The organism is Leeuwenhoekiella marinoflava DSM 3653 (assembly GCF_900129005.1).
GTDB classification, from domain to species: domain Bacteria; phylum Bacteroidota; class Bacteroidia; order Flavobacteriales; family Flavobacteriaceae; genus Leeuwenhoekiella; species Leeuwenhoekiella marinoflava.
In genome coordinates this window covers 36,897-58,791 of record NZ_FQUN01000027.1, presented here as the reverse complement: position 1 = coordinate 58,791, position 21,895 = coordinate 36,897, and the positions used below count along the sequence as shown (strand labels likewise).

20 protein-coding genes are annotated in these 21,895 nt (G+C 38.2%); 11 read left to right on the top strand and 9 right to left on the bottom strand.

Translation table 11 applies throughout. The features are described 5' to 3' along the window. The first annotated feature begins 71 nt into the window (after positions 1-71). On the top strand, positions 72-1,718 hold the full coding sequence (locus BUB91_RS19510; RefSeq protein ID WP_073100938.1) for a tetratricopeptide repeat protein: 1,647 nt from the start codon (positions 72-74) through the stop codon (positions 1,716-1,718). 787 nt (positions 1,719-2,505) lie between these two features. Further along, a complete protein-coding gene (locus BUB91_RS19505; protein ID WP_073100936.1) occupies positions 2,506-2,685 on the top strand; it encodes a hypothetical protein in 180 nt (59 codons plus the stop codon). A 22-nt stretch (positions 2,686-2,707) separates the two neighbouring features. Here the strand turns inward: BUB91_RS19505 and BUB91_RS19500 are convergent, their stop codons facing one another. The 3 genes from BUB91_RS19500 to BUB91_RS19490 all read right to left on the bottom strand — a co-directional run bounded on the left by BUB91_RS19500 (position 2,708) and on the right by BUB91_RS19490 (position 6,318). Continuing rightward, complete coding sequence (locus BUB91_RS19500; RefSeq protein WP_073100934.1) at positions 2,708-3,265, bottom strand: DUF4251 domain-containing protein; 558 nt, start codon at positions 3,263-3,265, stop codon at positions 2,708-2,710. Positions 3,266-3,311: 46 nt separating this feature from the next. Further along, the gene (locus tag BUB91_RS19495; RefSeq protein ID WP_073100956.1) at positions 3,312-4,157 is read right to left on the bottom strand and encodes a formate/nitrite transporter family protein; all 846 of its coding nucleotides are present in this window, start codon (positions 4,155-4,157) and stop codon (positions 3,312-3,314) included. 193 nt (positions 4,158-4,350) lie between these two features. Continuing rightward, entirely contained in the window at positions 4,351-6,318 is a 1,968-nt protein-coding gene (locus tag BUB91_RS19490; RefSeq protein ID WP_073100932.1) for an aconitate hydratase, read from the bottom strand. A gap of 247 nt (positions 6,319-6,565) precedes the next feature. On the opposite strand from BUB91_RS19490, the gene BUB91_RS19485 reads away from it, so the two are divergent. The 3 genes from BUB91_RS19485 to BUB91_RS19475 all read left to right on the top strand — a co-directional run bounded on the left by BUB91_RS19485 (position 6,566) and on the right by BUB91_RS19475 (position 8,442). After that, complete coding sequence (locus BUB91_RS19485) at positions 6,566-7,543, top strand: TerC family protein (protein WP_073100930.1); 978 nt, start codon at positions 6,566-6,568, stop codon at positions 7,541-7,543. Between the two features lie 104 nt (positions 7,544-7,647). Further along, positions 7,648-7,950 (top strand): HPF/RaiA family ribosome-associated protein, encoded by a 303-nt coding sequence (locus BUB91_RS19480; protein ID WP_073100928.1) that lies wholly within the window; start codon positions 7,648-7,650, stop codon positions 7,948-7,950. Between the two features lie 9 nt (positions 7,951-7,959). Beyond that, the gene (locus tag BUB91_RS19475) at positions 7,960-8,442 is read left to right on the top strand and encodes an arsenate reductase family protein (protein WP_073100926.1); all 483 of its coding nucleotides are present in this window, start codon (positions 7,960-7,962) and stop codon (positions 8,440-8,442) included. A gap of 74 nt (positions 8,443-8,516) precedes the next feature. Here the strand turns inward: BUB91_RS19475 and BUB91_RS19470 are convergent, their stop codons facing one another. The 6 genes from BUB91_RS19470 to BUB91_RS19445 all read right to left on the bottom strand — a co-directional run bounded on the left by BUB91_RS19470 (position 8,517) and on the right by BUB91_RS19445 (position 13,970). Continuing rightward, positions 8,517-8,885, bottom strand: a complete 369-nt coding sequence (locus tag BUB91_RS19470) for a hypothetical protein (protein ID WP_073100924.1) — start codon at positions 8,883-8,885, stop codon at positions 8,517-8,519. A gap of 8 nt (positions 8,886-8,893) precedes the next feature. Next, entirely contained in the window at positions 8,894-9,490 is a 597-nt protein-coding gene (locus BUB91_RS19465) for a nitroreductase family protein (RefSeq protein ID WP_073100922.1), read from the bottom strand. 82 nt (positions 9,491-9,572) lie between these two features. Further along, complete coding sequence (locus BUB91_RS19460; protein ID WP_073100920.1) at positions 9,573-9,824, bottom strand: acyl carrier protein; 252 nt, start codon at positions 9,822-9,824, stop codon at positions 9,573-9,575. A gap of 27 nt (positions 9,825-9,851) precedes the next feature. Then, positions 9,852-11,120, bottom strand: a complete 1,269-nt coding sequence (locus BUB91_RS19455; RefSeq protein WP_073100918.1) for a beta-ketoacyl-[acyl-carrier-protein] synthase family protein — start codon at positions 11,118-11,120, stop codon at positions 9,852-9,854. After that, a complete protein-coding gene (locus BUB91_RS19450; protein WP_073100916.1) occupies positions 11,107-11,562 on the bottom strand; it encodes a 3-hydroxyacyl-ACP dehydratase FabZ family protein in 456 nt (151 codons plus the stop codon). Before BUB91_RS19450 ends, BUB91_RS19455 begins: the two co-directional genes overlap by 14 nt. 5 nt (positions 11,563-11,567) lie before the next feature. Next, positions 11,568-13,970 carry a zinc-dependent metalloprotease gene (locus BUB91_RS19445; RefSeq protein ID WP_073100914.1) on the bottom strand — a complete coding sequence of 801 codons (2,403 nt, stop codon included), beginning with the start codon at positions 13,968-13,970 and terminating at the stop codon, positions 11,568-11,570. Between the two features lie 191 nt (positions 13,971-14,161). Here BUB91_RS19445 and BUB91_RS19440 point away from each other — a divergent pair, with 191 nt between their 5' ends. The 6 genes from BUB91_RS19440 (at position 14,162) to BUB91_RS19415 (ending at position 21,854) form a co-directional block, all read left to right on the top strand. Next, entirely contained in the window at positions 14,162-15,625 is a 1,464-nt protein-coding gene (locus BUB91_RS19440; protein WP_073100912.1) for a circularly permuted type 2 ATP-grasp protein, read from the top strand. A gap of 44 nt (positions 15,626-15,669) precedes the next feature. Then, on the top strand, positions 15,670-16,614 hold the full coding sequence (locus BUB91_RS19435; RefSeq protein WP_073100910.1) for an alpha-E domain-containing protein: 945 nt from the start codon (positions 15,670-15,672) through the stop codon (positions 16,612-16,614). A gap of 56 nt (positions 16,615-16,670) precedes the next feature. Beyond that, positions 16,671-17,669 carry a transglutaminase-like domain-containing protein gene (locus BUB91_RS19430; protein WP_073100908.1) on the top strand — a complete coding sequence of 333 codons (999 nt, stop codon included), beginning with the start codon at positions 16,671-16,673 and terminating at the stop codon, positions 17,667-17,669. 140 nt (positions 17,670-17,809) lie between these two features. Continuing rightward, complete coding sequence (gene prfB / locus BUB91_RS19425) at positions 17,810-18,916, top strand: peptide chain release factor 2 (RefSeq protein WP_073100906.1); 1,107 nt, start codon at positions 17,810-17,812, stop codon at positions 18,914-18,916. Positions 18,917-18,918: 2 nt separating this feature from the next. Next, the gene (gene arsC, locus BUB91_RS19420; RefSeq protein WP_073100903.1) at positions 18,919-19,263 is read left to right on the top strand and encodes an arsenate reductase (glutaredoxin); all 345 of its coding nucleotides are present in this window, start codon (positions 18,919-18,921) and stop codon (positions 19,261-19,263) included. A gap of 80 nt (positions 19,264-19,343) precedes the next feature. After that, complete coding sequence (locus BUB91_RS19415) at positions 19,344-21,854, top strand: TonB-dependent receptor (RefSeq protein WP_394342926.1); 2,511 nt, start codon at positions 19,344-19,346, stop codon at positions 21,852-21,854. Positions 21,855-21,895: the final 41 nt, after the last annotated feature.

Genomic DNA, 21,895 nt, shown 5'->3' with positions numbered 1-21,895 from the left:
GCTGTTTTGTTTTAATACCTTTTAGGGGTGCCCCTTGGCAATTTATTACGCATTCATCAATCAAAATAACGATGGTTAAATTAATACTCTTTATACTCAATCTATTCCTGGCCCTTCAGTTGTCTGCTCAAGAAAAGTTAAGTGAAACACAATGGCAGGAAGACCTTCGGTTTTTTCAAAATACCCTTCACGAGGACTATCCCTTTCTATTTGTAAAAACCACTCCGGAAGCCTTTGACAAAGAAGTACAAACGCTCTACGACGACATCCCGAATTTGCAGGAACACGAAATCATCGTGGGGATTTCCCGATTGGTTGCCTCATTCAAATACGGACATACACACCTGAGTTTTTGGCAAAAACCGGTCGTATTTGCTCAATTTCCATTCAACTTATATGCATTTAAGGATGGTATTTATATGGAAGGTACCCACAAAGACTATCCGGAAGCAGTAGGAGCGAAGGTACTGGCCGTAGCAGGCACCCCCATTGCAGAAGCCCTACAAGCCATTGAACCCACAGTCCCGGCGGAGAACGCACAGTATTTTAAAGCCTATGGCATCAACAACCTGCGCTATCCGGAAATCGTACACGCGCAACACCTAACTCAAAACCTGCAGCAAGAAATAACCCTCAAGCTGGAGAAAAACGGTAAGGTCTTCAACCAAACCTTTACGGCATTGCCAAAAGGAGCAGGCGTACCCACAGATCATGGTTTTGTAACTCCGGATGAAAACTGGCTATCGGCAAGAGATCAGAATACCACCCCCTTGTATTTACAGCAGCTGGATAAGGTGTATGTTGTAGAATTTTTAGCCGGGGAGCAGGCGGTATACGTAAGGCACAGCAGAATTCAGGATGAACCGGAAGAATCTACTAAGGATTTTTACGCACGTGTTTTAGAGGAAGTGGTAGCAAAGAATGCCCAAAAACTGATCATTGATTTGCGGTTAAACGGTGGTGGTAACAACTACCTGAATAAAGACATCATCAAAGAACTCCTTCAAACGGAACAGATCAATCAGCTAGGAAAGCTGTTTGTAATCATCGGAAAACGAACCTTTTCCGCCTGTCAGAATCTGGTAAACGAACTCGACAACTATACCAATGTTATTTTTGTGGGAGAGCCCACCGCAGAAAACCTCAATTTCTGGGGCGATAACCGTCCGGTAACCCTGCCCAATAGCGGTATCGAGATCGCAGTATCCTATTTATGGTGGCAGGACAAACCCGCTCTGGAAAATGCTGAATGGATGAATCCGAGTCTTCCGGTTGCGATGACTTTTGAGGAGTACCGTACCAATCAGGATCCGGTATTAGAAGCCGCATTAGCCTTTGATGAACCCGATTTTAAACCCAGGCCGATGGATTACGTAAAAGAACTGTATTTCTCAGGGCAAACCCATAAACTGGCGGAAGAACTCCCTAAAATGATTCAGGATCCGTTGTATGCCTTTTGTGATTTTGAGAACGAACTCATCAAACAGGGAAACCTCTTGCTGCAAAGTGGGCGCGGACCGCAATTACAAGCCGCGATACAGGTATTTGCTACGGTTTTAAACCTATTTCCAGATTCCGCAAATGCGTACAAACACCTGGGGGAATCCTATATCGCCATCGGAAATACCCAGAAAGCAAAAGAGGTCCTTAACAAGGCCGTCGCTTTAGATCCTAATGGAGTAGGGGTAGCGGCTCAAGAACTTTTAGCCGAGATCTAGGTAACGAATCAATATGGAATTGTTAAGCTACTTAAATTAGATTTCAAAGGAAGTCTGTTTAAAAATTCGAGCCCAATAAAGCAACAAAATATTAAACTATTTTTTTAGTTTTAATAAGGTGAAGAAATAGTGCCAGTCATTCCGAAGGAATTTTTTTAGTTATTATGTGATTTCTCGACTACGCTCGAAATAACTTTAATAGATTTCGAAAAGTCATGGGGATATTCTTACTGTGCTTGAATCGCGACTGCATCTTAACTACACTTCAACAAGCACAGTGTGACATACTCATAAGGAAAATTGGATGCGATCCTGAAATGAATTCAGGATGACAAAAAAACGTAAAAAGCCATTCCCTGAGAATCGTGTATTTAAAAATTTCTGAATCATTGTACAGAATAGACGAATTTATTATTCTTTAGTGATATACGAGTTTACGCTAGATTAAGTCGGACTTCGATAAGCTCAGTAATACTTAGGTTTTATCAAGTGTCGTTATTACGAACGATATGTAACAGCTCAAGCGGTTGCCATATCTGTATTAATGCAAGCAATTTAATTTACTATAGTATAATTGAACTATAATTTACATTATGTAAAATAGAATTATTTAAAACATGTTTTCTTTTATATACTACTAATTGCCATACCCTGCTATTTATTAATTGTTTTTAACGTTGAGCTATGGCTTATCCTATTTTATTCTTAAAATTAATTGATACCTAATGAATTCTAAGAATAGCTGATGGAGCTTTTGTAATTTACAATAAAATCAAATATTAGTATTATGAGCTCACGTATCAAAATCTTCCTAATTACATTTATAGCTGTCCTAATCTTCGTATTCGGTTTTTACTATTTGGATTCTCACAAACTCGTAAATTCTCTAAAACTTGGTGTTATTGGCGGTATTGTTGTTGGCGCTATGGCTTCTTTATTGGTTCCCTTTGTGACCAAAAAACCTTAAGTATAAAAACTTAATTATCTGATTATTCTGAATCTTCCTCTTTTGCTTGAAGTTCAGCTACAGTACCGCGAAACTGAATTACGGTACGTTGGGTGCTGTTTACCGAAAAATCAACATTTAGATTCGGACTTAAATTGATGATAAAATCATAAGCTTCATTACCTTGTTTGTCTTTCGCTGAAAAGGTAATTACATACATGCCGCGTTTTGTAGTTACCTTATAATTTTTGGCAAGATCTTTCACATGAATCCCGGTATCTCTACTGTTGTAACCGCCTCCCATTCTGCGTTCTCCAAAAAATGGTAATTCTGCATAAATGCTATCCCCTTTAACCCGCAGATAGTTTGCATTACCAATAAGACTTATTTGTCCTGAATTGTTTCCGGGACCCAAAATGTTACTGTTGAGCACGGCACTTACCGCCATCGTATTCATTGGCATGGCAAAATCAGATTCGATTTCAAAAGACTTATTGGCTATCCATTCATTCAGGCTTTCATTGGTAGTGGCATCCCTGTTTTTAGAGCTTCCACAAGAGACCAAAATCAGTACCATTAATAATCCGACTCCTAGTTTCATAACAACTGTTTATTTAATTAACGACAACTACCTTAATTTAAGACTTTTAATTCACATTGTTTACAAAAGCTCTGTATTTCAGCAATGCAACAAAAAAGGCTCCACCTATAGCATTACCTATCAAGGCTGTTGATTGTACCCAGATGTATCTGCCTAAAGTAAGTTCCGGACCTAAAAGATAGGCGCTAAATACTTCAATATTACCTATAATACTGTGATGCAAACCGGCAAATGCCATGGTTGCGGTAATTAAAAATATAATGATGATACGGCTTACGGTATCTTTTGAAGAGGTTACCAACCACGATAACAAGCCCATCATCCAACCTGCTAAGATTGCACTAACTAAAATAACAGGTAACGAATAATCTGCCACATGAGTTCCTATAGTTACAATCGTTTCTGTATCAAAAATATGAAGCTTGGGTCCCAGCCATAGCATAACAAGTGCGATCATCCACCCTCCTATTAAATTTCCCAGTACCACCAGACCCCAGATTCGTAATAAACTCAGTAAACTTTGTTTTTGGTTTAAAACAGGTAACGTGAGTAAGGAGGTTTGCTCCGTAAATAAAATAGATTGCCCCAGAACAACAAGAATAAACCCTAATGGATAAACCAATGCGATTATCTTGAACAGACTTGCTTCGGGTAAGGAATCTGAGAAAAAATAAAACACACTACACAGCATCATATAACTGAAACCCAACTCTAAACCAGCAGTAAGCGAACTCATCAAAACACTGCTGGTGCTTAGGGTATAGATTTTTTTTCCTTCACAGATTTGCTCTTTTAAAATCTCGCCGTGACTTTTAGCCTGTGATTCTTCAGAAATTTCAGATTTCTCCAATTCCTGATCTATATGTTGCTGTTTAACTTCTTCTTCGCTCATAGTTTTAGTTCCATACTGCACGGGGTTGATTACGCAGTACATGTTTTAAACGGATACCAAATGTAGCATGGATCAACTAATAACGACAAGGCATTAACGCATTTATAAGATAATCCAAGTGTTGTTTAGAGCATCTTTATCGCCTTAAGAATCTCGAAATGGTATCCCTGTTAACTCATCATTCTTAAATATTTTAAGCGGAAAGCTTTTCTTTAAAGTCGTTGATGATACCTCCTATAAGCAATACTCTAATTTGGCGCTCACTTAAAGAATGTTTTGTAGGTATCGAAAGTTCACCGGTTTTCTTTTTGATACGAACTTCTATAGTCTTCTTGTCCTTGATGAATTGGCGTAAATCTTTAAACACTACCATATCTCCCTGTTCTATTTTTTCTAGGTCATCAGGATTTTCAAACTCTAAAGGAAGAATTCCAAAATTCACCAGGTTTTGCCAAGCGATACGGGCATAACTTTTTGCGATCACCGCAACTTGACCTAAATATTTAGGAGCTAAAGCCGCATGCTCTCTACTACTTCCCTGTGCATAATTTGCTCCGGCAACCACAATATGTCCGCCGGTTTTGGCTTTGGTTTCCATAGCACGATCGTAAAAAGTATCGTCAATCACGGTATAACTGTATTTACTGATTTCGGGCAAATTAGAGCGGAAGGGTAATACCTCTGCTCCTGCTTTTAGAATTTCGTCTGTAGAAATATTGTCTTGCATTTTTAAAAGTACAGGAACTTCATAAGTATCTTTTAAAGCCTCTATATACGGTAAAGACTTGATATTAGACCCTTTTTTAAGTTCTACCTGACTACCATCTGCAACGGGAGCAACCAGCATATCTTCATTAATAATATGCATCTCCGGATCTTCAAATTGCGGATAACGCATATCGTATAGGTTTTCTAAATCTCTGGGATCTGTTATTTTTCCGGTTAAAGCTGAAGCTGCTGCAGTTTCCGGACTGCATAAATGCACCTGATCGTCTTTAGTACCGGAACGATCCGGAAAATTACGAGGCATGGTACGCAGGCTAATGGTACCGCTGGCAGGAGCTTGCCCCATACCTATACAGCCCATACACCCACTCTGGTGAAAACGGGCTCCTGCTGTAATCAGATTGGCAAAGGCTTTAGTATCTATCATATTCTGAATGATCTGACGGCTGGTTGGGTTTACATCAAAAGAAACATCCGGATTTACGGACTTTCCTTTTACAAGAGCTCCCGCAATCCAGAAATCGCGTAATCCGGGATTAGCAGAAGAACCAATGACGACTTGAGAAATCGGTTTTCCGGCAACTTCGCTAACAGGGACTACATTGCCCGGACTTGTAGGCAACGCGATTAACGGCACCAGTTTATCCAGTTCAATATGTTCGTGTAAATCGTACTCACAATCAGCATCAGCCACTAATTCAATCCAGTCCGCTTCTCGTCCTTGTGTCTTTAAAAAACGTTTGGTTTCCTGATCACTGGGAAAAACTGTTGTGGTAGCGCCCAGTTCTGCTCCCATATTGGCAATTACATGACGATCCATTGCACTCAAACAGCTCAACCCTTCTCCGTAATATTCTATAATTTTACCCACGCCCCCTTTCACATCATGACGTCTCAGCATTTCGAGAATTACATCTTTTGCACTTACCCAATCGGGTAATTTACCGGTGAGTTTAACCCCCATAACCAAAGGCATTTTTACAAAATACGGTTGACCCGCAATCGCAGCTGCGACATCGAGTCCGCCCGTACCTATAGCGAGCATACCCAAAGAGCCGGCAGCACAACTGTGACTGTCACTCCCCACTAAAGTTTTTCCGGGTTTCCCAAAACGTTCCATATGTACGGGATGGCTCACCCCATTGCCGGGTCTGCTGAACCACAATCCGAATTTCTGTGCGGCGCTTTGCAAAAAAGCGTGATCATCAGCATTTTTAAAATCGGTTTGCAGCAGGTTGTGATCAACATATTGCACCGCTACTTCAGTCTTGGCTTTATCTAAATTCATAGCTTCCAGTTCAAGCTGAACCAGTGTTCCTGTAGCATCCTGTAATAAAGCTTGATCGATCTTAAGACCTATTTCTTCTCCCGGAATTAGTTTTCCTTCGATAAGGTGATCTTGAATGAGTTTTTGTGTGACATTTAAAGCTTTCATTAGATTTTTTTTTGGATTTTCTTTAAGTTATCCAGAACCGCATACACCTACAATTATTTAACAGCAATTTAGAACCTAAACCTCTTGAACACCTATAAACTATAGTAACTTTGTGTAGGTATATGATGATTTCAACACCTGATTTAAAAAGATAATTTTTAGAGCTTGTTTCATTAAAATTGCTTTAATTTATCAAAATGAATCTAAAGGTGTTATATATACAATGCCTTAATTAACTACTTGTTTTATGCTTGTCTGGGGATTTTTTATTGCTTTTATATTAATCTGTCTTGCACTTGATCTCGGTGTTTTTAACAAACACGATCACGTTATAAGAACTAAAGAAGCCGGAATTTGGACGGCGGTTTGGTTTAGTATTGCCATGGCTTTTAGTGGAGTAATTTACTGGCTCTTTAATGATGGCCTGGTTGAAAATCCTACCGGCATCAACCCAGACACAGCTGTTTTAAAATACATCACCGGCTATCTTATAGAATTATCCCTAAGTATAGATAATGTTTTTGTAATTGCGGTAATTTTTTCCTCTTTCAAAATTCCACCTAAATATCAGCATCGCGTGTTGTTCTGGGGAATTCTGGGGGCTATTATTTTTAGAGCCTTGATGATCGTTTTTGGAGTTGCACTCATCAATAAATTTGAATGGATTATTTATGTGTTTGGTGCTTTTTTACTGTTTACCGCTTACCGCATGCTCAAATCTGATGACAGCGATTACGATCCTCAGGAATCCACGGTTTATAAAGCTGTAAAAAAACTTTTTCCCGTAACGCCCAGAATGGAAGGCCACGATTTCTTTATTCTAGACCAAGGTAAAAAAGCAGCCACTCCCCTTTTTTTAGCGCTTATTGTTATAGAACTTACAGATATTTTATTTGCTTTAGACAGCATCCCGGCTATTCTGGCGATTACAGCTGATCCGTTTTTAGTATTCACCTCTAACATACTCGCCATTCTAGGATTGAGATCTATGTATTTCCTAATATCCAGAATGCTTCAGAAATTCAAATACATCCATTACAGTCTGGTTGTTATTCTCGCCTTTGTAGGCTTAAAAATGATATTCTCGCATATGATAGAAATACCCGAATGGCTTTCGCTTTCCGTAATTGTTTTGTCGTTAGCAGGTGGTATTCTGGCTTCAATATATATCAAAGGGGGTCAGGAACCCGAAGCAGAAACAGGCAAAGCAGAAGAACTGCCTTAAAATTTAAGCTTCCTTAACGCAAAGGTGTCAAAGAAAGCCTAAAATGTATTGAAAGGCATCTGGCTTTAGTTAACTTTAAGGATACATTACAAAAAGAAACTTTTATGAACTATAACTTTGAATATCACGATGTGGCTGCAAGTGCTGCATTAGAGGAATTTACAAAAGAGCAATTGGATAAACTGGCTAGCAAATACGACTTTATTGTGCGCGCAGATATTTTCTTTAAAACTGAAAATACATCTAGTGACGAAACCGGTAAAATTGCCGGAATCAGACTGAGTGCACCCGGACCGAGATTATTTGCTGATCACAGTTCTAAGAATTTTCACGAGTCGGTTAAAGAAGTTACCCGGGAACTCAACATTCAGTTGCAAAAACGAAAGGCTAAAATGAAGTCTCACTAAAATTTAGGTATGAAAAGTATAGCAAGAGACGAAAATCAAATAACGCTCATTTACAGCAGCACAACACGTACGGGTGAGCGCACATACGGGCATATTTCCGCAGTAAAAGATAAAGAGCTGCAAACAATAGATATTGCCAAAACTCCCCTTACAGGAACACAATGGGCAGAATTGGCAGAGGAACTGAATAAGCCGCTTAAAGAGCTTTTTAGTTTTGAAGATGTTAGTGACGATGACGAACTGAAGACGGCTGATTATGATGAGAATGATTATATAAACATCATCAAAAATCGTCCGGAACTTTTGGCACATCCTATTATTATACATCAAGACGATGTAAAACAGGTTACAAACCCTACTCAGGCTCAAGAATTTTTGGGTGTAGACAGTGCCGGTTTAGATAAAAAAATGATGCACGAAGATCCTACGATTAGTAGTACTACAAAAAAAGAACACTTTATTGATAAGCCTGATGAAGGCGATCACAATTAGTAGCATCTAGAGTACAAAAAAAGCGGATAATTTTATTTTATCCGCTTTTTTTATGAATTGAATTGAAATTGAATTCAATCATTCTTTACTACAGCAATCGGTTGTATTGAGGGTTTAATTTTCTCATACAACTCAAATTGGTACTCGGTTAATACTTCACTCATAGCACCACTTTCCTCAAGACTCACTTTATAAAGTTTATCCAGTTTTTTCTTGCCGGTGTATTCTTCCTTTACTTCTTCACGCATCACTAAATAATCTGAAACATTGGTCTTAAATAAAAGATTCTGTTTAGAAGTCATTCCCAGTTTAGCAGAATAAATTTGGGTAAGAGAATCTGCTATTTTCTCAATACGTGCAGGTTTCTGCTTTACATATTGAATTTGAGCCTGAGCCGCTACACCTACTAAAATAAAAACCGAAATACACAAAATACGCAACATCAGGTAATTTATTTAGATTGAAAATTTCCGTTAAAAGCAAACTCTTCAAGTTTTTTACGTTCACGCATTTTTTCAAGTTCTTGTTCTTTTAAATCCTCAGATAATTGATCTGGATCTCCACCGTAACGACCGATGGCAACTGCAGTAGCAATACCAAAATCTGAAGTAAAACCAAACTCTTTGTGTGCTTTTTCTTGATCTATACCTCCCATTTGATGCACGGCAATACCGTTATGATTGGCTTGAATCACAAAGTTTCCCATAAAAAGACCAAGATCATGTAGTGCATGAAAATATGCGTCTCCATCAAAATTTGTCTTTTTGTAAGCAGTGACCAGTAACGCCTGAGCATTTTTTGCCCAATCTTGATTAAACGGTATTAAACATTCTAGAATTCGATCGTAAACCGCATCTCCTTTTATACCATAAATAATACGCCAAGGTTGCTGGTTATAGGAACTAGATGCCCATCTGCCGGCTTCTAAAAGTTGTTTAACCTCTGATTCAGAAACAGGCACGTCATCAAAAGCACGCGGACTCCAGCGTGTTTTGATTGTTTCCATAACATCATAATCTGTGGGAGTAATCTTTGTGATTTCTTGCATAATTATTTTTATAAGAAATATAGCAGAATAATCAATTTTAAAGCTTGGTTTTAACTACCCTTAACGCAACAAAAATATGATTTTAACGCATTGCTAACTTTTGCTCAATTAAAGAGATAGAAGCATTTACCGTCTCCATTTTATCGAGTTCATCATCCTCAATAGTAATATCAAATGCATCTTCAACATCGAGTACAATATCTACAAGATGAGTAGAATTTATATTGAGATCGGTTACCAAATGACTTTCTGGTGAAATCGCATCAGGATTAACATCTTCGGGTAAATACGGTTTGATTATCTCTTTAAGTTTAGGGTATATATCCTGACTCATAAATGTATATTTTTCGCTATTGCGAAATTAAATTTTGCTAAAAATAAGACAACAGTTAACATCCCCAAAACCAAAACTCGCTTTTGCAAGAATATTAAATTTTAAGTCGGTTTTTTGGGTAGGAATTCTGGAGATATCAATCACTTTTTTAATCTCAGGATGAAGGTTTTGCAAGTTGATATTCGGAAATAAAAATTGATGCTTCAATTCTAACACCGAAGCCACACACTCAATACTGCCGGAAGCTGCCAGGCAATGACCGGTCATACCTTTTAACGAATTGATATAGGGAAAATCTACTCCGGATCTCCCCAGGGCTTCACTCCAATTCTGAATCTCTAAATCATCTTTTGCAGTTGCGGTGAGGTGACCGTTAATCACATCGATTTGGGAAGCCACTATTCCTGAATCAGTTACAGCTTCAGCTATACAGCGCTTAACAGCTATTGGATTAGGCGCAGTCATAGAACCTTCTTGACGCTGACCGCCGCTATTGCTGTGACCTCCTAAAATTTCTGCATAGATTGTTGCTCCTCGTTTTTGAGCACTTTCTAAAGTTTCTAACACGAGTGCTCCTGCACCACAACCGGGCACAAAGCCTGAAGCATTTGCATCCATAGGCCTGGATGCCTCAGCGGGTTTGTCATTGTATTTAGAAGGAAGAATGCGCAAAGCATCAAAACCACACCATACATAGGGGCCGCCATCACTGGTGCTCCCGGCAAGCATATGTGTTGCTTTACCCGCTTTAATACGTTCATAAGCCATAAAGATGGCTTCAGTTCCTGTGGTACACGCCGAAGAGTTGGTGGTTACAAGATTCCCTAAACCCAGCATTCCGCCAAGATAGGCACTCACACCACTACTCATAGTTTGCTGCACGCTGGTGCTTCCTAAACGCCGTGTATTGCCTTCGTCTACTTTATAAATGCTTTCGCGGTATTTATCTACACCCAGTGTACCAACACCAAAAATGGTTCCGCTGTCAAAATCACACCGCTCTTCATCAATTGCCAAACCTGCATCTTGCCAGGCTTCAACACCGGCTGCAACACCATAAAGAATTCCCGCAGCATTAAAATTACGCAGTTGTAGAGGTGTAAAGTACTTAGATTTTACTGCTTCAGAAATAAGGGGCATCCCTCCTATCTGGCAGGAGAATTTTAATTTTTCGAGTTCGCTGTAAAATCGAATACCGCTTTTTCCTTGTTCTAGTGCTTTTTTAAAAGCAGGCACACCAACACCATTAGGCGAGCAAACCCCGAGACCGGTAACTACAACTCTATGATTTTGCATCGCCCGGTTTTAAAATCCCGGAGAAAACACCGCTACAAACGATCTCTCCTGCCTCGTTTAGCATCTTAACCTTTGACTTTAGTTTAAAGAATCTAAAATACTCTAAATCAGAGATAACTGTAACTTTTTCGTTTGGAAAAACCGGTTTGTAAAAACGAGCTTCATTTTCTACCATGGCTACGGTGGAATTTGATTTTAGATCAAAATCTTTATCCCGCAATAAATAGATTCCTAAACTTACCAAACCAATTTGTTGCATACATTCTAGCAGAATTACTCCCGGAGTAATCGGAAAATTCACAAAGTGACCTTTATAAAAATCAAGATTTTCATCAAAGGTATATTCTCCTGTAATATGTTTTTGAGAAACCTCTGTTATTGTATCTACAAATAAAAAAGGATCTGTATAAGGTAGTTTACGTACAATTTCTTCTTTGGTCACGGTTTTTAGTTATTAAGGCATTGAAAACTCCCAATAGGCGAACCATCTGGAATTGTAGGCGCTGTAACCGGTTTAAATTCGTCAGGGTCTTTGATAAACCTACCTAGTTCCTGAGCGATATACCGGTCATTTGCATCTTGTGACATTGCCAGTTTCATGGTCAAATCTAAGAATTTTGAATAGGTTACAGCCTTAACTTGAGGAATTGCTTTACGAGTTACTGAAAGTTGTTTTAAATGCTCCAAAACACGGTAGTTGATAGTTTTTTGAACTTCAGCAAAATAAGAATCTTTTTGCTCCTTGTAAAGTGTGTGCTCTAAAATAGCATCTAGCACCTTATCAAATGATGGAAGTTTAGAATCCCAGGCGTGTTGTGCAACAATACGATTAGCCCGCTCTGCATTTAATAAAAAATCTAAAGTCATTGCTGCTGCTGTTTCAGGCGCTCCTAAGGGGTCAAAGGTGATCCCGGTATGGCCTTTAAAGCTTTCTCTCGTTCGGTTAAAACCGAAAGCTCTTGGAGGAAATAAACTGAGTTTGTCTTTAGGAATCGCTAAATATTCCGCATCTAAGGTTTTCAATACAGCCTCAAGAGCATTTAGCTGCTCTTCCTCAGAAACGGGTTCTGCTACGTTCTGTCTATCGTCACCTTTTACCGCATAGTTATAACGCAAACCGCCAATGCTTTTGATAGTCGCTTCCGCTTGATATCTGTGATAAAAATATAAAGGAACAAATACATCTTCTAGAGTACTGTAGCTTTCTCCTGTGCGAATGTTATCTATTGAAAAATTCTGAATGGCTTGTTTACGAAGTGCTAGTACAGCATTCAATTCGTCTGCTGCATTTGCGCCATTATCCCACAAATGTGCATCAGGATGAGCACCCGTAGAAGCACGGGCATCGCTATCTGTTATAAAACGTAATCCTTTTTCTTCAGCGTCCTCTAGCACTTCATTTAAATACCAGGATTCCGTCATTCCTTTTGGTACAGCTCCATAACTATAGGCAACGGTAACTTTATCCCAATCGCCTATTCCTACTGCATAGGCATCGCTAAAGTCAATTTCACCTTTCTTTAAACCTAGGCTAGGATGCGGATAATCCATCACTGAAGCGCGGTCTGCAACACTTGCAGCAAAATTATGAGCAAACCCTAGTGTATGCCCTACTTCGTGAGCCGATAATTGCCTGATACGGGCAATTGCCATTGCTAACATCGGTTCGTAATTAGCATCACTTTCCGCAAAAGGCTTATTCATTAAAGCTTGGGCAATCATAAAATCCTGACGGATACGCAGACTACCCAAACTCACGTGACCTTTTAAAATCTCACCGGTACGCGGATCAACCACGCTGGCTCCATAACTCCACCCTCGAGTACTGCGATGCACCCATTGAATCATATTGTAACGTAAATCCAGTGGATCTGCACCTTCGGGTAACATTTTTACCTGAAAGGCGTTTTTATATCCAATACGTTCATAAGCCTGATTCCACCAGCGCGCACCTTCCAACAATGCCGAACGCACAGGCTCCGGAGTTCCCGGATCTAAATAGTAAACAATAGGCGCTACCGGCTCACTAATTTCGAGCTCCGGATTTTTCTTTTCAAGACGATGTCTTATAATAATACGTTTATCTATAGGATCTTGCACCGGACTCGCATAGTCTTTATACTGTCTGAAAATCGCACCGGACCGTGGGTCAAAAGCACGCGGCTCGTATTTATCATCCGGTAGTTCTACAAATGAATGATGCTGCACAACAGAAACCACGGAAGCATCAGGAGCAACAGATCTAAGATTACGCCCTTCAGGAGTACCAGCATAGGTAAGCAAGGCTTCAAATTCTACATTTTTAGGAAAGGCTTTGGTGTTTGTTAATGCCAAAGCACTTTTTGATTTATCTACTTTATAAGTACCTTCCTTATTAGACTTCAATCTTCGGGCGACACCATGTGCGTCTTCCATTAAAAATGGAGTCAAATCAATAACATAGGTATCGTCTTTAGTTTCTTTAATTTCAAATCCGTATAAAACAGATTTAGCAAAAGCTTCCTGCACCGATTCTTTTTCCGCAGCATTATCAGTTATCGCGCGATAATCTTGATTAGGTTGTACTAAAAGTAACTTATTACCTGCTTTTATAAACTTCACCAAAGCGGTACCGCCAAGTTGCCCCCGATCTAAACCGATATCATTAGACCCCAAACCACTCTTTAATGCGTGTACATAAATAAATTCTGAATCAAGATCTTTAACCTCAAGGTAAATTGCATCATCCTTTTCGTTATAGTGAAAGGTAAAAAATCCGTTTTGAGTTTTAAGATTTTCTTTTTTATCCAAGAATTGAGCAGAAACCACTGAAACCAATAAAAGGAATGCGAGCGTAATTGTGTTTTTCATCTATAAAGTCTGTTTTTGAGAATAGCTAGTTAGTTAAAAAGACATGAATTTGAAAAGCTATTGTCAATTATTGAAAGATTTTTAATTTTCATTAATTAAAATGGTGATTACGCAGTTATAGTTTAGATAATTAATGATTTATTATACACATTTAATTGATAAATTCTTACTTTAACTAAAACTATTCACCAATGTCTATAACCCAACAATCAATCTTTGCATCTTATGATAAAGATCCTAAATTTTATGACGAGATTTTTGATGAAAAAGGAAATGTAAAGAAAGTTTACCAGACACTTTTTGATCTCTATAGTGGCCATTCAAGTCAGGATTTTGCCAAATTAAATGATAAGGCAAAAGCTTCTTTTTTCAATCAGGGTATTACATTTCAGGTCTACACAGATCAAGAAGCCAAAGAGAAAATATTTCCGTTTGACTTGTTTCCCAGAATAATTGATACTAAAGAGTGGGATGTTATAGAGCAAGGCGTTTTGCAACGTAGCAAAGCTTTAAATCATTTTATCTGGGACATTTATCATGATAAAAAAATAATCAAGCAAGGGATTGTACCTCTGGATTTGATTACTTCATCAGCCAATTATTTACATCAAATGATAGGTATAGATCCTCCGGGTGGAATCTACAATCATATTTCAGGAACAGACTTGATCAAACACGCAGACGGTAAGTATTATGTCTTGGAGGATAACATACGCTGTCCTTCTGGTGTGAGCTATGTTATTTGTAACCGTACAGCTTTAAAAAGAGCCTTATTTGGTGTTTTTAATCACTATAATGCACATACGGTAACGGATTATGCTCAAAATCTTCTTGAAATTATGGAGTCTGTAAAACCACGCGGTGTGGATGAACCTAATTGTGTTGTGATCACTCCGGGGGTGTATAATTCTGCCTACTACGAACATTCGTATCTCGCTAAGTCTATGGGGGTAGAATTGGTAGAAGGTCGGGATCTTTTTGTGGAAAATGACTTTGTGTACATGCAGACTATTAAAGGTCCAGAACGGGTAGATGTGATTTACCGCAGAATAGATGATGCGTTTTTAGATCCTTTAGAATTCAGACCTGATTCTGCATTGGGAGTTCCGGGTTTATTTTCTGCATATAAAAAAGGAAATGTTTGTCTTGTAAACGCTCCCGGAACCGGTTTTGCTGATGATAAAGCAGTTTATACCTATATGCCGGAAATTATAAAGTATTATTTAGGAGAAGAACCTATTCTTAATAATGTACATACCTATCACTGCAGCAGACCAGACGAATTGAAATATGTCTTAGAAAATGTTGATAAATTGGTTGTGAAACCTGTTGATGAAGCCGGTGGTTATGGTATTTCAATAGGAAATCGTCTTACAAAGGAAGAAATCGAAAAGGTGAAGAAAACCATACAAGCTAGCCCAAGAAAGTATATTGCACAGCCCATTATGAGTCTTTCTGTTCACGCAACCTATATTGAAGAAAGCGAATCTTTTGAGTCACGCCACGTGGATCTTAGAACATTTTGTCTCCTGGGGGCAGATAAAGAATTTGTGCTCAAAGGAGGTCTAACCCGGGTGGCTCTTAAAAAAGGAAACCTCATTGTAAACTCCTCCCAGGGTGGTGGTTCTAAAGATACATGGGTCTTAAAAAAATAGATTTTCAACGCACCTTAACTTCATTTTAAAGTAAAAACAAATTTATGCTTGCACGAGTAGCGAATAATTTATTCTGGATGGGCCGTTATATTGAACGCGCAGAACACGTTGCCAGATACCTCAATGTCAATTATTTTTCTTCACTAGATGCTCCTAACGAAAAATCACAATCCAGAGATCACGTCTTGCACTCGTTGCTGTTTATGGCAAACGGTCCTGTTGAAGAGGATTATGAGCTCTCTGAAAAAAATGCATTCTACGATATAGGCTTAAACCCCGAGAAACCTTTTTCGGTTTTAAATTGCATCAAGTATGCCCGGGAAAATGCTAATGGTGCGCGAGATCTCATATCCACTGAACTCTACGAGTCTATCAATAAGTTTTACCATTTTGTACTGAATTATGATGCAGACTTTTTTGTAAGCAAAGGACTATTCGATTTTACCACACAAATTGCAGAATCAACATCTATAATACGAGCTAAAATACGGGGAACACTCTTACACGACGAGGTTTATGCCATCATAATGCTTGGTGTTAATATTGAACGAGCTACGCAAGTAGTACGTATTATTCAGACTAAATATTATGATGCGCTAAAAGCTCAAGGCGGATATGATAAGAAATTTAGTAAAAGTTATGAATGGACCACACTTTTGAAATGTATTGAAGCTTATGATATGATGCGTAGATATTATAAAAAAACACCTACAAGTCTCAGCACTTTAGAGTTTTTGATCTTAAATCCAGAGTGTCCACGCTCTGTAATGAATAGTTTAGTACAGGTGAAAAATCACATAAGTGTATTGAATGAAGATAAATATCCTGGGAAGGATACAGCCGCTTTTTTAATAGGTAAAACTCATGCAGAATACCGTTACAGAACCGTAGATATTATCGAAGGCAACGTTGAGCACTTTATAGAAGAGATTCAAGACATCCTTATTGATATCGCAAAAAAAATAGAGAAGGAATACTTCAATTATTAAATATTTAAATAGTATGGGTTTAAATAGTACTTTTGTCAAGTTAAACCCCCTATACCTTGGAATATACAATTAAATATAAAGCTGTTAATACGTACGAGGCTACGGTTGACGAAGCTTTCTGGCAATTTCTTTTAAGACCTGAAGAAAACAAAACCCAGCACGTAAGAATTTCTAGATTTACAAATTCGTTAAATACAGGCATCGATATTTCTACTAACACCTTTGGTTTTCCCATTTGTCGTGTACACCCTAAAAAACCTTTTGATGCTATAAGTTTTGAGGCTAATTACATCATGAGTAAAGAAGTTATTAATCCATTTTCAGCATTAGATAGTGTCGCTAACCCCGAGCATTATATACTGATCAAAAGCCTTAATTTTAAGATTGATTACGAGCGTTTTCTCAGCACCACTCCACTTACACAGTTAGAAAAAACACAACTCCCATTTCAGTTCTCTGAAGAGCGTTCGATCTTTGATAATTTGACTGAATTGAATGAATGGGTTCATAAAACCTTCACATTTAAAACCAGTGTAACTGACGTTAACACAACTCCTGTACAGTTTTTAGAAAAAGGAGCTGGTGTATGTCAAGATTTTACCCATTTATTTCTGGCAATTGCTCGCCTTAACAACATACCTGCACGATATACTTCGGGGTATTTACACCAAGGGAATGGTTATCAGGGAGATTCTCAAATGCACGCATGGGCAGAGTGTTATATCCCTGAAAAAGGTTGGTTAGGCTTTGACCCGGCTAACAATCTGATTGCTCTTGAAAACCATATAAAAGTGGCTCACGGACAAGATTATTCTGACTGCGCACCTATTAAGGGAATTATTTACAGCAATTCTGCAGCAAATAAAACTTCGTATACCGTTGAGGTAAATGCTCGGGCAGAAAGCGATCCTGATGTATTTTCTGAAAACCAATTGTTTGAACCGCTTCCGTTTAAACAACAGTTGGCGTTTCAATCTCAATGGCAAAATCAGCAATACCAACAGCAACAGCAACTTAGACAGCAACTGGATGCAGATGAAGATCAGGCGCTTTAAAAGCCTGTTATAACCTGTACTATAGCGTTTAATTTTCTTAGGTTTGCTTTAATTTTAAAAAGAGAATCAGCAATCACCATTGGATTGAATCTGCGGTACTCTATTTTTAAAATAGTAACTTTCGTACAAACCGGTTAAGCATGATAACGAGCGATCAGATCAAAGATCTTGTGCAGCGCATTGATGCGCTTAAAACGCATTTAGGTATAGATCAGAAACGAGTAGAAATACAAAACGAAGAAGAAAAAACTTTTGACCCTAACTTTTGGAATGATCCGAAAGAGGCAGAGGTTTTTATGCGTAGCCTTCGGGAAAAAAAGAACTGGGTTAAAGATTTTGAACAGTCAATAACACTTACCGAAGATCTGGAGGTTCTATTAGAATTTCATAAAGAAGGAGATGCTTCCGAAGCTGAAGTGCTTAAACAATATGATAAAGTACAAAAGCTTGTGGAAGGGATGGAGTTTAAAAATATGCTTTCTGAAGAAGGAGATGATTTAAGCGCTGTTCTACAAATTACAGCTGGAGCCGGTGGTACCGAAAGTTGTGACTGGGCCTCTATGTTGATGCGTATGTATCTGATGTGGAGCGAAAAGAACGGATTCAAAATCAAAGAACTCAATTATCAGGAAGGTGATGTTGCCGGGGTTAAAACCGTTACTTTAGAAATAGACGGACCGTATGCTTTTGGTTGGTTAAAAAGTGAAAACGGCGTGCACAGGTTGGTTCGTATTTCTCCTTTTGACAGCAATGCTAAAAGACATACTTCTTTTGCTTCGGTTTATGTATACCCGCTTGCCGATGATAGTATTGAAATAGATATTAATCCGGCAGATATCAACTGGGATTTTGCACGCTCATCAGGTGCAGGAGGGCAAAATGTAAACAAGGTAGAAACCAAAGCTATTTTGACCCACCACCCTACCGGAATCGTTATTCATAATAGTGAAACCCGTTCTCAGTTAGAGAATAGAGAAAAAGCAATGCAAATGCTAAAGTCTCAGCTTTATGAAATAGAACTCAAAAAACGCCAGGCTGCTCGTGATGAAATTGAGGCAGAAAAGAAAAGTATTGAGTGGGGATCGCAGATCCGTAATTATGTGCTACACCCATACAAACTGATTAAAGACGTTCGTACCGGTGAAGAAACCGGTAATACAGATGCTGTTTTAGATGGAGACATAGATGCCTTTCTAAAAGCCTATTTGATGATGACCGGCCAAAAAGAAACCAGTAACGAATTATAAATATGCTTAAAATATACCACAACCCACGTTGTAGCAAAAGCCGTCAAGGCTTAGCACTTTTAGAAGAGTCAGGTAAAGAATTTGATACCATCAACTATTTAGACACACCACCTTCGTATATAGAACTTGCAGCGATTGTAGGAAAACTAAAAATGGCTCCTATTGAACTGGTTAGAAAGAACGAATCGATCTGGAAAGAGCAGTTCAAAGGAAAAGATTTGTCTGATAAAGAAATTATTCAGGCAATGGTAGACAATCCAAAATTAATAGAACGTCCTATCGTAATTCTTGACAATGAAGCCGTTGTAGGCAGACCTTCCGAAAACATTAAGAACCTCTTAACGTAAATCGATTTATCTTAACAGAATTTTAACCAACAGTGATTAAACCTCTCTTATTTTCTTAGTCTAAGTATTGAAACCAAAAAATGACTATGAAAAATAATTTTCTGTTAGGATTACTACTGCTATTTTCAACCCTAACATTCGCTCAATCTTCAAATTACACAATCACCGGTAAAGTGGTTGACAAAGATGCTGGCATCCCTTTAGAATACGCTACCATTACAGTCACAGACGTCAACAACGCTGAGGATGTAGAAGGTGGTATTACAGACACTTCCGGCAATTTTAAAGTTGAAGTGCCTGCAGGGAAGTACACGATTAAAATAGAATACATTTCTTTTGAGCCAATAATTCTTACCAAAACTATTTCTGGAGATCTTAACTTAGGAACAACGCAATTAGAATTTGCTGCTTCTAACTTAGATGAAGTTACTGTTGTTGCAGAAACGACTACCGTAGATATCAGATTAGATAAAAAGATTTACAATATAGGTAAAGATTTAACTACTGCCGGTGGTACGGTAAGTGACGCACTAAACAACGTTCCTTCTGTTTCTGTAGATGTAGAAGGAAGTATCAGTTTAAGAGGTAACGAAAATGTTCGTATCCTTATTAACGGTAAACCTTCAGCGATTGCGGGTTACGGCTCTACAGATGTTTTGAGACAGCTTCCGGCAGATGCGATAGAACGTGTTGAAGTAATCACATCTCCTTCAGCTAGATATGATGCAGAAGGTACAGCGGGTATCTTAAACATCATTTTACGCAAAGAGAAAACATTAGGTTTTAATGGATCTATAAATACAAGTGTGGGTAATCCTGATTTGGCAAGTATTTCTGCTAATTTAAATTTACGTACAGATAAATTCAACGTTTTTAATACTACGGGTTACCGCTATTCAAGCTCTCCGGGTAATGGATATTTTGACACGCAATACAATACTGCAGGTGATGTAACTCCTACTTACGGTCGTATTATAGAAGATAGAGATATTCAGCGTTTAAACCGTGGTTTCAATACCAATCTCGGACTAGAATATTATTTATCAGATGAATCTTCTATTACCGGTACCGTTTTTTACCGTAACGGAAATGATGTAGATGAAACGACCAACCTTACTCAAAGTTTTAGAGACGCTTCTAAAGTTTTAGAAACAACACGTATTGAACGTCAAAAAGAAAAAGATGATCGCTACCAGTTCTCTTTAAACTACATCAACCGCTTTAATGACGAAGGACATCAGTTAACTGCAGATGTACAGTATGCTACCAGCGAAGAGATTCAAAATACATTTATCAATGAGGATATCACTTTTGATACTGAAAATACAAACCCTATTATAGCAGAGCGTTTATTGACTAATGAAAAGCAAAACGAATATTTGATTCAGGCTGATTATGTGCTTCCATTTGGAGAAGGTTCACAATTTGAAGCAGGATATCGCGGTAGCTTTGAAAATGAAATAACAGATTACAAAGTAAACCAAGAGCAAATTGCTAACTCGAATGACTTCATTCAAAACGACACCTTAACCAATAACTTTGATTATACTCAAAATGTTAATGCGGTTTACACCCAGTTAGGAAGCAAATTTGGAGACTTTTCTGTTTTGGCAGGCTTGCGTTTAGAAAATACACAGCTTAAAGGAAAAATTGGTTCTGCGTTAACCGAAGCTGAATTACAGGATATTTATGGTTTTGAAATCAATACTGATTTTAATAATGACTATTTGGGCCTCTTCCCTACTTTAAATATTACTTACGAACTGAACGATCGTGAAAATGTAACGCTGGGGTACAACCGCCGAATTAACCGCCCCAGAGGATGGTTCTTAAATCCATTTCCAGACAGAAGCAGTCGTAATAACGTATTTCAAGGGAATCCCAACCTACAACCTGCATTTTCTAATGCGTATGATTTAGGATACTTAAAGAGATGGGATAAATTAACCCTTACGTCATCTGTTTATTTTCAGAGAGAAACCGAATCTTTTGAAGTGGTACAAGAAATTATAGAATTACAAGGACAAGGAAGCAATACTAATGGAAACACGGTAATTAGAAGTATTCCTGTAAACCTTTCAAGCAACGAACGTATCGGAGCAGAATTAGGTGTTTTATACAATCCGGCAAAATGGTTAAGATTGAATGGGAGCTTTAACTTCTTCCAGTTCAATACCGAAGGATTCTTTAATGATGTAGATTACAGTGCTAAAAACACCAGTTACTTTGCACGATTCAGCTCTAAAGTATCACTTCCGCTAGGTATAGATTGGCAAACCAATGCTAATTACCGTGGTGCTTCACAAAACGCTCAGTCTGATACAGACGGTATTCTTTCTATAGATCTTGCTTTTAGTAAAGATGTATTTGGTGATAACGGTACTGTTTCTATGAATGTAAGTGATTTATTAAACGGAAGAAAAAGAAGTCAAATCACCACAAATGATTTGTTTACCAGAAATAGCGAGTTTCAATGGAGACAACGTCAAATCAATTTATCATTTGTTTATCGCTTCAATCAGCGTAAAAATGAAAACCAGAGAAACCGCCAATCAGGAGGCGAAGATGATGAAGGCGATTACCAAGGTTAAAATTTAATACCCTTTCATTCCTTAAATTCTGAAAACCTTCT